The organism is Vibrio sp. 99-70-13A1, assembly GCF_013114625.1.
GTDB lineage: Bacteria > Pseudomonadota > Gammaproteobacteria > Enterobacterales > Vibrionaceae > Vibrio.
In genome coordinates, this window is the sequence record NZ_VTXD01000002.1 from 113,036 (window position 1) to 125,465 (window position 12,430).

The 12,430-nt window shown below is 41.8% G+C and carries 10 protein-coding genes and 1 pseudogene; 5 read left to right on the forward strand and 6 right to left on the reverse strand.

Features of this window, described 5'->3' with window-relative positions; genetic code table 11:
• Positions 1-107: 107 nt before the first annotated feature.
• The 4 genes and pseudogenes from F0226_RS22495 to F0226_RS02275 all read right to left on the reverse strand — a co-directional run bounded on the left by F0226_RS22495 (position 108) and on the right by F0226_RS02275 (position 2,936).
• Positions 108-1,124: a hypothetical protein gene (locus tag F0226_RS22495; protein WP_253820734.1), complete on the reverse strand. Its 1,017-nt coding sequence runs from the start codon at positions 1,122-1,124 to the stop codon at positions 108-110.
• A gap of 2 nt (positions 1,125-1,126) precedes the next feature.
• Positions 1,127-1,504, reverse strand: a pseudogene (locus F0226_RS22500) (heteromeric transposase endonuclease subunit TnsA); the annotation flags it as partial.
• A gap of 66 nt (positions 1,505-1,570) precedes the next feature.
• Entirely contained in the window at positions 1,571-1,747 is a 177-nt protein-coding gene (locus F0226_RS22505) for a hypothetical protein (protein WP_253820735.1), read from the reverse strand.
• 145 nt (positions 1,748-1,892) lie between these two features.
• Positions 1,893-2,936 (reverse strand): GMP reductase, encoded by a 1,044-nt coding sequence (locus tag F0226_RS02275; protein WP_171734099.1) that lies wholly within the window; start codon positions 2,934-2,936, stop codon positions 1,893-1,895.
• Positions 2,937-3,505: 569 nt separating this feature from the next.
• Between F0226_RS02275 and F0226_RS02280 the strand changes: the two genes are divergently transcribed.
• Positions 3,506-4,060: an outer membrane beta-barrel protein gene (locus F0226_RS02280; protein ID WP_171734100.1), complete on the forward strand. Its 555-nt coding sequence runs from the start codon at positions 3,506-3,508 to the stop codon at positions 4,058-4,060.
• 132 nt (positions 4,061-4,192) lie between these two features.
• Entirely contained in the window at positions 4,193-4,735 is a 543-nt protein-coding gene (locus F0226_RS02285; RefSeq protein ID WP_171734101.1) for an outer membrane beta-barrel protein, read from the forward strand.
• Positions 4,736-4,768: 33 nt separating this feature from the next.
• Here the strand turns inward: F0226_RS02285 and cra are convergent, their stop codons facing one another.
• Positions 4,769-5,770, reverse strand: coding sequence for a catabolite repressor/activator (gene cra / locus F0226_RS02290; RefSeq protein WP_171734102.1), 1,002 nt, complete (start codon positions 5,768-5,770; stop codon positions 4,769-4,771).
• A gap of 503 nt (positions 5,771-6,273) precedes the next feature.
• Between cra and fruB the strand changes: the two genes are divergently transcribed.
• From fruB to F0226_RS02305, 3 genes are read left to right on the forward strand one after another with little or no spacing between them, the layout of a single operon-like run.
• Positions 6,274-7,410 (forward strand): fused PTS fructose transporter subunit IIA/HPr protein, encoded by a 1,137-nt coding sequence (gene fruB / locus F0226_RS02295; RefSeq protein WP_171734103.1) that lies wholly within the window; start codon positions 6,274-6,276, stop codon positions 7,408-7,410.
• A 36-nt stretch (positions 7,411-7,446) separates the two neighbouring features.
• Entirely contained in the window at positions 7,447-8,421 is a 975-nt protein-coding gene (gene pfkB, locus F0226_RS02300; RefSeq protein ID WP_171734305.1) for a 1-phosphofructokinase, read from the forward strand.
• Between the two features lie 16 nt (positions 8,422-8,437).
• On the forward strand, positions 8,438-10,210 hold the full coding sequence (locus F0226_RS02305) for a PTS fructose-like transporter subunit IIB (RefSeq protein WP_171734104.1): 1,773 nt from the start codon (positions 8,438-8,440) through the stop codon (positions 10,208-10,210).
• Positions 10,211-10,426: 216 nt separating this feature from the next.
• Here the strand turns inward: F0226_RS02305 and F0226_RS02310 are convergent, their stop codons facing one another.
• Positions 10,427-12,361: a tetratricopeptide repeat-containing diguanylate cyclase gene (locus tag F0226_RS02310; RefSeq protein WP_171734105.1), complete on the reverse strand. Its 1,935-nt coding sequence runs from the start codon at positions 12,359-12,361 to the stop codon at positions 10,427-10,429.
• Between the last annotated feature and the right edge of the window lie 69 nt (positions 12,362-12,430).

Consider the following 12,430-nt stretch of genomic DNA (forward strand, 5'->3'; position numbering starts at 1 on the left):
GGGTCATAGTCCTTTCTCTCAAATATGTTACTAAAACTCTTTCCTGGTATCCTGGACAGTAATCGATTATTGATTGTACGAAAGTAACGCTCAACCGAGCCTTTAAGTCATGGTTTTTTGGTTGGATTTTTCTTAACCTTTATTTTTAATTCTTTACAGGAAATCTTGAAGTCTTTGCTGTTAAACTCAGCGCCGTTGTCTACGACTAAATGCTCAGGTAATCCATAACAAGGCCATGTACCATTTACAGAAGGATAGAGTTCTTTTACGTAGTCTTTGGGTAATATAGCGTTCTCAAGAGCCAATGAGACAGATAAGTAACTAGGTGGTTCGAACCCTAAATAAAAACCAACAATACTTTTTGTATGAACGTCGTATAACAAAGTTAGCCAAGGTCTGCCTAGTGGAATACCTGTGTTCTCATCAATGACGAATAAGTCGAGTCTTGTATGATCTGCTTCTACACGCTCTAAAGCCCTCGTTGTAACGGGCCTTTGACCCACTTTCCTAAATACTGCATCAGCAGCACTTTTTCCCTTTCTAAGCAGAACTTTTTCGTATTCGGAGTGTTTACTGATTCTTGTTCTAAATGATTGTATTGAAAACAAGGTATGCTGAGTATCATGGATTTCGTTGTACCTAGAAACCTCACTTTCAAGTGTGAGATATGCTGATGCTGCCGTTTGCTTTTCAGCAGAGAAGTAGTCTTTGATTGCTTCTTGAATTAATGGCTCAAGTTCTTCTGATACGTTTTTACCAGTGTTTCCAGTTGTGACTTTAGGAATAAGTGATGACAGCTGGAAATCCGATTGTTTAAAGGCTCTCCAGTATCTGTAAATGCTGCTTGCTGAAGGTGTAGTAGAACCGAACTTTTCTTCTAAAGTTGGTAATGCGTCATCGATTTCCTTTTTAGAAAAATTATTTCCATATCGCACAATAAGAAATTCAAGAACGTTATACCTATGTATAGCTTCGTCTCTTAGTTCTTCGCTAACAGCGAAAACATCTTTGAATGTCAGGTCAATGTCTTTCCACACTGGTAGTGACAATGTCTCCTTAGGTTTGGATTCATTATCTGAGCTTGGAAATAGCTGACCAAATCGCTGTGTGTTTTGCTCTGCCATTGCTATGAAGCCCAAACTGGACTTTGCCAACTGATCGGCCGATGCATATCGATGCTCAACAGTTGTCTTGAAAGTAAATCATATAGAGCTGGCAGTGATCTTGATGAATGGGCTGAGGATAGCTGAATAATTTGCTCAACTCTTAACTCGCCGTATTTTTTTAATAAATTTAGGATATTACGTTGAATTAAGTTGAGGCTTTCGTCACAAGCATGTCGATGAATGATCTTCAAATTATCTAATAAAGGATAAATTTGAATATCGTCTTCTGTCAGAACATGGAGGTCGTTACCAATACTCAGTGCGTATTCTTTCTTGGCGGCAAAGAGAATTTTGAAGTCATCGCTTTCGACTATTTGCTTTGGTTTTATTTCGTAAAATGTCTGATAAGCGTCATCATAAGTGACTAAAAAATCGGGAGTGTACCTACGTCGCTTGCCTTCGAGTTAGTATTCAAACCCTAAAGGTTGTGCCTCAAAAGACACGATTTTAGGAGCAAATTCAAAGTGGAAGCAGGCATCAAATTCTAAGTCGGATTCAACTGTTTGGATAGAATCAGTTTTGAGGCTGACAAATCGCGAGATGTTTTTTACTGATGAGTTTCTAAGAATTCGCTTTTTCATATAAAAACAACCATACCTGTTGTAAACTTACTAAAGCATCGTACACTTTTTAAGCTCTATCAAGGTATAGTTGTTTATATTTTAGGGTATGCTTTCGTAAAATCAACGTATGGTTGTTTTTACATTTAAACAAGTGTTTTAAACGTTATTCTTTACCAAATACGTTGTTTTCTTGTTCTTGTACACGGATGAAAGTCGTACGCTTAGTTAGCTCTTTAAGCTTTGCTGCGCCTACGTATGTACAAGTTGAACGTACACCACCAAGGATGTCAGAAATGGTGTTGTGAACTGAACCACGGTATGGAAGTAAAACAGTTTTACCTTCCGCAGCACGGTACTTAGCAACACCACCTGAGTGCTTGTCCATAGCCGACTGTGAAGACATGCCGTAGAACTTCATGTATTGCTTACCATCTTGCTCTACCACTTCGCCACCTGACTCAGAGTGACCAGCAAGCATACCGCCTAGCATGACAAAATCTGCACCACCACCAAAGGCTTTAGATACATCACCGGCACATGAACAACCACCATCACCAATGATTGTCCCGCCTAAGCCGTGAGCAGCATCTGCACACTCAATGATGGCAGAAAGTTGAGGGTAACCAACACCTGTTTTAACACGGGTAGTACATACAGAACCAGGTCCAATGCCCACTTTAACGATGTCAGCACCTGCAAGAATTAGCTCTTCAACCATATCACCGGTTACAACGTTACCAGCCGAGATAACTTTGTCTGGGAATTCAGCACGCACTTTTTCTACATATTCCACTAAGTGCTCTGAATAACCATTCGCGATGTCGATACAGATAAACACCAATTCTTCGCTGAATGACATGATCTGTTTGATTTTCTCAAAGTCAGCGTCAGACGTACCCGTAGACACAAACACATTGTTGAGTGTTTTCTTATCCGCACTTTTAACAAACTCGCCCCATTGCTCTACTGTGTAGTGCTTATGGATAGCCGTCATCACACCGTGTTCCGCAAGAGCTGCCGCCATTTCAAAAGTAGCAACTGAGTCCATATTTGCAGCAATAACAGGCGTACCTGACCATTGACGACCACTATGCTTGAATGTAAAATCGCGGGTTAAATTTACTTGGGAACGGCTTTTAAGAGTAGAACGCTTCGGGCGAAATAATACATCTTTGAAACCTAACTTAAGTTCTTGTTCGATACGCATAGTGTTTTCCTTGATTCATAAATATATGTGTCACTCGCAAATGCGTTGTAAATTCGTTGGCAGACGGATTTACTTTTCTTCGGACACAAAAAAACCGGAGCGTTGGCAGACGCTCCGGTTTTCAGCATTATAGGCTGTGATTTCTTCTCTACAAGCCTGATATTGCAATTTTTTTTGTGATACCATTCGGAAAAGCTGCATACCAGCGAACCCTCTAAAAAGTTCTTATCCCCTACTTCTCTAAACAAATTAACCACTTAACCTAACCCATGACGCAAACCTTTGCGCAAAGAACAAACAACCTCTCGATCTAAGATTATGCCTTTGACACTTTTATTATTTAAAGCGTGAGTTACGTCACTTCATTTCAGGTCAAAATTTACTCAGTTTGAATCAATCCAATCTCATTTTTATTAAAAATAATCATTTTCACCTCAAAATAATCACTTTCTATCATCAATTTTTTTATCTTTAACTCAATATGTTGGAGCAGATTTTGCTTTAATAAATACTAAAGGCATTAATTTGCCACTTAGAAATCGGAAAATTACATTACTAGGAAGGTAAATATGAACAGATCACTGGGTTTAATCGCACTCACCTCAGCGTTAATTGCCTCTAGTGGCAGCGCCATCGCCCAATCTCAACCAGGTTCGTTCTATACCAATGTCGGAGCGACGATGATTTCAGATGGCTCTGATTCTGAAACGGCTTATTTTGCACAAGCTGGTTATAACCATTACCTCACCCCTTTTGTTGCTTTAGATTTGAATTATCGTCATACCGCCACATTAGACAGCAGCGTCTCCGCAAACAGCACTAGCTTTGCTTCAAAATATAACTCTTACGGATTGGGGTTAAAGCTAGAGCAAGGAATTGGCTGGTTTGATCTATACGGTGTAGGCGGAGCAAGTTATATCGATTCTGAAGTATCACGTTGGAGTGTTGCAAACAGTGCCGTAGAAACAACCAAAGAAAGCAGTATTGAACCTTATGCGAGTGCCGGAATAAAGTTTGCTCCAAAAGGCTCCCCTCTTCTTTTGGATGCCGGTGTGTCTTATCAGTGGCTACCAAACAATGAAAGTGCCGCATCTTTATTCGCTGGTGCGTATTTAAGTTTCTAATTTAAGTTTTCAAAAGTTGCACAACACCATTTATAGAACTTCATACCATATGTTATAGTTTCACTCTTGTTGAAACTATAACCCTATGTCATGGGAGCTTTAAATGATCGATCTAAATAAAAATTATCTGCAATGTGTTATTACAGGGCGGCGCTTCTAGCCAGTGCTCACCTTCACGCCGCATCATCTCAAAATGACATTTATACTGACCTTTGTGTCTCTTCGAATAAAAGTAGCGACTCCTCCACTTTGGCGCTTCACTATAAAGTTGGGTATAACTACTACTTCACCCCTTTTATTGCCCTAGATCTGAGCTATACAGACTCAAGCACGCTGTCAGATCCATCTAAAGCTCCAAATAGCAGTGAGTTCAGCACGAGTTATAAGGGAGTTGGCGCAGGTGTAAAACTTCAACACTATCTAAATAAGCGATTCTCTATTTACGTAAAAGGCGGTGCGTCACACCTAACCATTACAGAGCGATCGTGGGACCAAGCGAACCAAGCCTACGTGGACACTGAAGACAAAGGGGTTTACCCATATGGATCACTCGGTGTAGATATGTTGGCCCCGATGAGAAACCTAAAGTTCAATGCTAATTACAACTTCCAGTTACTCAACAGTGATTCAAATGCTTCTGCGTTTACTCTTGGTGTGAATTACCAATTTAAATAAGCTAGAGGCGACATGACCGAGTATTGGAATGACTTATCTACGAGTTATTTTTCTCGGCACTAATTCAATACCCGCTTGATAGCGCTTTGCTGAAGCATTAATCGCCAACGCAAAAGCGCTGTCTGCAATCACTTCAAACTGTTGCGGTAGCGAATGTACTTTGAATGGCAAGAAGTCTAGTAAACGGTTATCACCAAACGTCGCGAGTTTGATTTTATCTACCCATTCTGGCTTCTCTAGCAATACATCTAATACACCTTCAAGCAAAGTATATGAGGTTGTGACTATGGCATCAGGCACTGTATCTTGAGCAATCCAACCTTCCAATACTGACTTTCCTGATGCGCGATCAAAGTGCTCACCATAGCCAACACAAGACTCACGCTTATTATCAGCAACATTTTTTTTGTTATAAGCTGTGATAGCCGCCTCAAAGCCAAGTTGACGTTCACGAGAAATATTCAGATCAGGCAGAGCACCTATTAGCCCTACACTTTCAATGCGTTCTTCAAGTAAGGAATGGGTCACTTCATACGCGGCTCCGAAATCTTCACTGATTACGCATGCAAAGTGCTCATCATCTAACGGTCGGTCAATCGCAATAACTGGTGTGCCTGATTTCTGCATCTTCAAATAAAACTGATTAGCATCGGGCATTGCACTTGCTACAAACAAAGCATCAATTCTTCTGCTGACTAAGGCTTCCGCTACTTTGCGTTCCGTTTCTGGATCATCATCAGAGCAACCAATGAGGATCTGGTAGCCCACTTCTCTTGAGTTCTGTTCAATCAGTTTTGCCAGTCTTGCATAGCTGCTGTTTTCTAAATCAGGAATGATCAGCCCGAATGATCGGCTATTACCAGCACGTAAAGAAGAAGCTGCGTGGTCAGGTCGGTAGTTATACTCATCCACCACCGCCATCACTTTTTGCTGTGTCTTTTCGCTGATTCGGTATTTCTGAGCTTTACCATTTATTACATAGCTTGCCGTCGTTTTAGAGACACCTGCCAGTTTTGATATTTCATCTAATGTCATATGAGTGACCAGTATTTTGTGCGTGAGATCATAGAACAAAAGATATGATCCTTGGTTGAGTTGAATTATATGCTGAAACGATTCAGTATAAAAGCTGAAAGGATTCAGCAAAATCCAAAAAGTGACAAACATCATCATTTTGTATAGTTCTAATGTTCTAAGCTCTAAGCTCTAAGAAGTAAAGATTCAGCTAAGCAGAAAGAACAAAGTAATAGAATATTGATAGCCATTAGCTTGATGGTCACGACTTTGAGAAACGCGATTTAGCAGCAAATACAATTTTAACTGGATAGATTGTTTTGCTGAATTTTTTTACTTAATTTGCTGAAACGATTCAGCTAAACGTTCAGCCTAGTTACTTATGAGTAGTCTCAGATCTCAAGAACAGCTCTAGAGATAATGATTAACAAAAAATGACTGCTGGTTCCTAGCGAATAGTAACCAAGAACAAATGATGAATCGTGACAAACATACATTCTCAGGCGCTAAGCGAAAGAGGCAACATGCTTAAATTAAATATTACTGATATTTCAATGGCTCAAGCCGCTGAAAACAAATTAGACGCAATTAAAGTCATTGCTCAAGATCTGACAAATAAAGGTTTAGTCGATGCTGGCTATGTTGAAGGCATGCTTAACCGAGAAGCTCAGAATTCAACATTCCTTGGGAATGGTATTGCCATTCCTCACGGCACAACCGACACCAGAGAACTCGTTAAAGAAACTGGCGTAGCGGTTCACCACTTCCCTGAAGGTATCGATTGGGCTGATGGCAACCGAGTATACGTAGCAATTGGTATTGCGGCTAAATCTGATGAGCACCTTGGTATTTTGAAACAGTTAACCAAAGTGCTGTCGGCTGATGGTGTTGAAGAGAAGCTAAAACAAGCCGTTTCAGCAAAAGAAGTGATCGCTCTGCTTAATGGTGAAGTTCAGCTTGAAGCGGATTTAGATCCATCACTCATTCAATTACTTTTCCCAGCAAGTGACATGATTCAAATGTCTGCTGTTGCGGGCGGTTTACTGAAAAATACTGGCTGCACAGACAACTCTTTCGTGGCTGACCTAGTAACAAAGGCACCCACTCACCTTGGCAAAGGGCTTTGGTTATTAGGCAGTAGCCAAGGAGTCAATCGCACTGCCGTTTCTTTCGTTTCAACTGCTAACGACTGTGAGTTTGAAGGAACGCCAGTAAAAGCTTTAGTCGCTTTTGCAGCTTGTAATAGCGCTCATCAAAATATTATCAATAATCTAAGTTCGCTGGTTTTCTCTGGTAAACAAGACTCTCTATTAAGCGGCAATACTGAGCAAGTCATGGCTATTTTGAAGGGAGAAGAGCCCGCGACTTCAACGAATGAATCATCTGATAACACGGCAGTATTTAAAATTAAAAATGCTCACGGTTTACATGCTCGCCCGGGTGCAATGTTGGTTGCAGAAGCCAAGAAGTTTGAATCAACTATCCGAGTTTCAAACCTAGATGGCGATGGAAAAGAAGTAAACGCCAAAAGCTTAATGAAAGTTATCGCACTTGGTGTTAAACACGGCCACCAGCTTCAGTTCACCGCTGACGGGGTTGATGCACCACAAGCAATAGAAGCGATTGGTAAAGCTATCGCATCTGGTTTGGGCGAAGGTTAAGGAGCTGTTATGTCATCTATAAAGCAAACTTCCACAATGGCAAAGCAATCGAAAGTGGTTACCGTCACTTTAAACCCAGCGCTCGACCTTACTGGCAGTTTAAACACATTAAATGTCGGCTCAGTAAGCTTAGTTGACCGAGGTTCTTTGCACGCCGCAGGTAAAGGCGTGAATGTTGCTAAAGTGCTGTCTGAACTAGGTGCAGATGTCACGGTAACAGGGTTTCTTGGGTTGAATAACCAAGAACCATTTTGCAAACTTTTCGAATCAATCGGGGCCACAGACAAGTTCATCCGTGTCGAGGGCGCAACAAGAATCAACGTTAAATTAGTCGAGGAATCTGGCGCGGTAAGTGACATTAATTTCCCAGGCGTTCCTGTTGATTCAGAAGCAATCGCCTCTTTTGAGAAAACGTTATTCGAACTTGCTGAAAGCCATGACTTCTTTGTTATTGCTGGCAGCTTGCCACAAGGTATCACACCTGCAATGTGCGCATCTTGGGTAAAAAGCTTACGAGATCTCGGTAAGAAAGTGCTGTTCGATAGCAGCCGAGATACGTTAGAAGCCGGCATCAAAGCTCAACCTTGGTTGATTAAGCCTAATGAAGAAGAGCTTTCACACCTTGTGCAAAAAACATTAAAAACAAAAGAAGATTGCCAACCTGTTGCCGAACAACTGGCTGAAACAGGCGTCGATAATATCGTTGTATCACTGGGCGCCGACGGAGTGATGTGGCTGAACCAAAATGAATGGCTGCATGCTAGGCCACCCCGCATGAAAGTAGTTAGCACGGTTGGCGCAGGAGATACCCTAGTCGCAGGGCTTTGCTGGGGCCATATGCAGCTCATGCCAAAATCTGAATTACTGACATTCGCCACTGCGCTTTCAGCTCTCGCTGTCACGCAGGTGGGTGTTGGACTCACTAGCCATCAAGAGCTGGACTCTCTACAAGAACAAATCCAATTACATCCGCTTAGTGCTTTGAAAGCTCATAGTGCTACACGCAAATAAGGACAAAAGGTTTATTATGAATATTGCCATTATTACAGCTTGCCCAAGTGGCGTAGCGAACAGCATCATTGCAGCAGGGTTGCTCGAACAAGCGGCTAAATCTCTTGAATGGAATGCGTCGATTGAATGTCAGTCAAGCGTACTCCCTAGTTCACCACTAACAGACAGCATGGTCGCGATGGCTGATGTTGTGGTTATCGCAGCCAACACAGACGTTGATAATGCGCGCTTTGTCGGCAAGAAAGTGTATCAAGCAGCAATCTCCGAATGCACAGTAGATGCAAAAGCATTTCTAGAAAAAGCGTCAGCAGAAGCAACAGTATTAGACGCTTCTCAAGTTGTGAAAACAGTCTCTGAAAATACGGCGGTAACTGGTACTTTAACCGGTACATCAACAACTGTAGGCAGCAAGAAGATCGTAGCGATTACCGCTTGTCCGACTGGCGTTGCACATACCTTTATGGCGGCTGAAGCACTTGAAGCAGAAGGCAAACGCTTAGGTCACCAAATCAAAGTGGAAACTCGCGGCTCTGTAGGTGCGAAGAACCAACTGACAGACCAAGAAATCGCAGACGCTGACCTTGTTATCATTGCAGCAGACATCGACGTTCCTCTAGATCGTTTTAACGGCAAAGCGCTATACAAAACAACGACAAGTCCTGCTTTAAAGAAAACAAAGCAAGAGATGGAAAAAGCATTCGCAGAAGCTAAGCCATACCAACACACAGCTTCTTCAAATTCAGCACCTGCAGACGAGAAGAAAGGCGTGTACAAACACCTAATGACAGGTGTTTCTCACATGCTTCCTGTGGTAGTAGCAGGCGGCCTGATCATCGCATTGTCTTTCGTTTTCGGTATCGAGGCGTTTAAAGAAGAAGGCACACTAGCAGCTGCACTGATGACTATCGGTGGTGGTTCTGCGTTCGCACTGATGATCCCTGTTCTTGCTGGTTTCATTGCATTTTCAATTGCTGACCGCCCTGGTCTGGCTCCTGGTCTAATCGGCGGTATGCTGGCTAGCTCAACTGGCGCAGGTTTCCTAGGAGGTATCGCGGCGGGTTTCATTGCAGGTTACGCAGCGAAATTCATTGCCGACAAGGTTCAACTTCCACAATCCATGGAAGCCCTCAAGCCAATCCTGATCATTCCGTTTATCGCGAGTTTATTCACTGGTCTTGTAATGGTGTACATCGTGGGTGGTCCTGTTTCTAGCGTAATGAGCGCAATGACTGACTTCCTAAACAACATGGGAACGTCTAACGCGATTCTTTTGGGTGTGATTCTAGGCGCGATGATGTGTTTCGACCTTGGTGGCCCAGTAAACAAAGCCGCTTACACATTCGGTGTTGGTCTGCTGGCTTCGCAAACTTATGCGCCAATGGCGGCTATCATGGCTGCGGGTATGGTTCCAGCCCTAGGTATGGGTCTTGCGACTTTCCTGGTGAAAGACAAATTTGAAGCAGGCGAGCGTGAAGCAGGTAAAGCATCATTTGTCCTTGGTCTATGTTTCATCTCTGAAGGCGCCATCCCATTCGCAGCGAAAGATCCAATGCGTGTTATCCCAGCTTGTATGGCGGGTGGTGCATTAACGGGTGCCCTATCAATGATGTTTGGCGCGCAACTTATGGCTCCACATGGCGGTTTGTTTGTACTGCTGATTCCAGGTGCTATCTCTCCAGTTCTGATGTACCTAGTGGCAATTGCAGCAGGTACAGCAGTAACAGGCTTCGGCTACGCAGCACTGAAAAAGATGGGTGATAGCAAAGACAAAAAAGCAGTCACTGCTTAACATTTGTAATCACGCCTCGTTTAGCTAGGCTTTGTTATCTAAACCTAGCTATCTAAACCCTAGCTATCTAACTCTAATCATCAACTAAAAACCTCAAAGCCCCTTATTGGATAACTCCAAAAGGGGCTTTCTTATTTTGGTTCGTTCAGTATTTAATGAATGTATTTAATCTATAAAGCTCATAAAACGTTACGACCATGTAGCCTAAACTGATACTCAACTTTCTGAATACACGGCTTGATTACGACCCGAACGTTTCGCTTCATATAAGTTTTGGTCAGCTTTCCTAAAGTACTCATCGTTTAAATCGAGTTCAATTGGTAATGCTGGATGGCTCACTCCAATAGAAGTGGTGATATCCAACTTTCCGGCGCTGGTTTCAAACTTTGTTTGGTTGAACGCTTCTAAAATAACTTGAATACGCTTTTCTACTGAATCGTCATCTATCAGCACAACTAAGAATTCTTCGCCCCCCCAGCGAATAAACAACTCATTTTTAGCCAATAAACTACGAACTCGAGTTGCAGACTCTTTTAATACTTCATCCCCAACATCATGACCATGTTGATCGTTCACTTGTTTAAAGTAATCTAAATCCAATAATGCAATTCGATAAAACAGGGATTTAGACAGCACTTTACCCGCTTTTACTTGGTGATAATAATAGCGACGATTATTCAAACCCGTTAATGGATCGATAAACGTTAAGTCCTCCAATTCCTTGTTCTTTCTATGTATCAACACCGTTTTTTGGATCGTTAATGTAATAATGACAATGGCAATGATCCCCCAGATGCATGCAACCTGGAAACGGAGTCTTTCTTTCGCTAACTTGGCTTCTGTTAGTTTTTTCTCAACATCTAACAAATCACGCTCTTGCTCAATTCGACGCGTAGCAAAAGCATTTTCAAGGTTATATACCTTGCCTAATAACTGCTGTTTGTCTTGCTTATAAAAAATTCGATACATCTCCAATGCAGATTCTGAATCCCCTAAGCTGCTATACACTTCTGCTTTTTGTTTGTATGAACTTGTCACCCACCTTTCATGGTCAATTTCAGTAAAGACAGCAATGGCTTCATCAACCATATTCAAAGCGAGTTGGTGCTCTTTGAGTTGATTCAAACTTTTCGCCAATAACAAATAACACTGACCAAACTCCAATGGATATTCTTTACTGGCAGGGAAATTAAGACACTGTTCAGCGGTCTTTTGAGACTCTTCATATTGCTCCAATAACAGCAACACTTCAGATTTACCTTTCAATTGAATTAGGTTATCTCGGGCTGAAGCTTTTTCTTTATCGAAATACAGTTGAGATTCAGAATACGCTGCAATAGAGTTTTCAACATCACCGAGCCGGTTGTAAATGAACGCTTCATTGAGGTAAATGGTGTGCATTAGCGGGTCATTAATTACGCCACTTTCGTTCAACAAATGACGAGCTTTTTTCATATATTCAAGGGCCTTCTGCCACCTTTCAATATGAAGATAAAGTAAACCTAAGTTGTTATGGATAGTGCTGTTATAAAAATCATCCTCTATCTCTGTTGCTACTTTTATCCCTTGAGAGAAATACCGTTGAGATTTTAATAGCTCATTCAAAGAGTTACTGATAAAACCAGCCGCATTATAAGCACGTGGAAGCGGATACAATATATGGTTATCTTCGGCTAAGGTTATCGCCTGAGTGATTAAGATTTCAGCTTGTGGAATACGGCTATGCCTGGCATGGCTCACTGCTTCATCAATCAAAAGAGAGACGGTTAGCCAAGTCATACCCTCTTTGTCAGCTAAGTTTTTTAACCGCAGTGTTAAGGCTTCTTCGGTTCTATTATCTTTTTGATTTTTAGATAGGTTTATTTGTATTTTGAGCCAATACGCTTTTTCAGTAGGCGTCAGTTTAGATGAACTCGTTAACTTTAATGCTTCTAGTTGAGAAGAAGATTCTTGGGGGTCGGTTTTCGTACGCTCAAAGACAGACAATAGCTGTCGACCGAGATCGGATTTGGTTAACTCAATTTCAGGATGTGAAGCGGCTTTGTGCTTAATACTGCTCGTGTCCGATTGAAATACTAATATATCAACGGTTACCACAGCCCAAATACAAATCCCAATCACCAAAAATGAAAGTAAAATACTTTTTCTCATGCAGAGATAACCTTTCAAGAAAACACACTCATGAGGAGACTCGATAAGGCAATCACCGAATCAACCCCC

Excerpts from the sequence above, each read along its gene's own strand:
- F0226_RS22495 (WP_253820734.1), bottom strand. The coding sequence starts at position 1,124 with ATGGCAGAGCAAAACACACAGCGATTTGGTCAGCTATTTCCAAGCTCA.
- F0226_RS22505 (WP_253820735.1), bottom strand. The coding sequence starts at position 1,747 with ATGAAAAAGCGAATTCTTAGAAACTCATCAGTAAAAAACATCTCGCGA.
- F0226_RS02275 (WP_171734099.1), bottom strand. The coding sequence starts at position 2,936 with ATGCGTATCGAACAAGAACTTAAGTTAGGTTTCAAAGATGTATTATTT.
- F0226_RS02280 (WP_171734100.1), top strand. The coding sequence starts at position 3,506 with ATGAACAGATCACTGGGTTTAATCGCACTCACCTCAGCGTTAATTGCC.
- F0226_RS02285 (WP_171734101.1), top strand. The coding sequence starts at position 4,193 with ATGTGTTATTACAGGGCGGCGCTTCTAGCCAGTGCTCACCTTCACGCC.
- cra (WP_171734102.1), bottom strand. The coding sequence starts at position 5,770 with ATGACATTAGATGAAATATCAAAACTGGCAGGTGTCTCTAAAACGACG.
- fruB (WP_171734103.1), top strand. The coding sequence starts at position 6,274 with ATGCTTAAATTAAATATTACTGATATTTCAATGGCTCAAGCCGCTGAA.
- pfkB (WP_171734305.1), top strand. The coding sequence starts at position 7,447 with ATGGCAAAGCAATCGAAAGTGGTTACCGTCACTTTAAACCCAGCGCTC.
- F0226_RS02305 (WP_171734104.1), top strand. The coding sequence starts at position 8,438 with ATGAATATTGCCATTATTACAGCTTGCCCAAGTGGCGTAGCGAACAGC.
- F0226_RS02310 (WP_171734105.1), bottom strand. The coding sequence starts at position 12,361 with ATGAGAAAAAGTATTTTACTTTCATTTTTGGTGATTGGGATTTGTATT.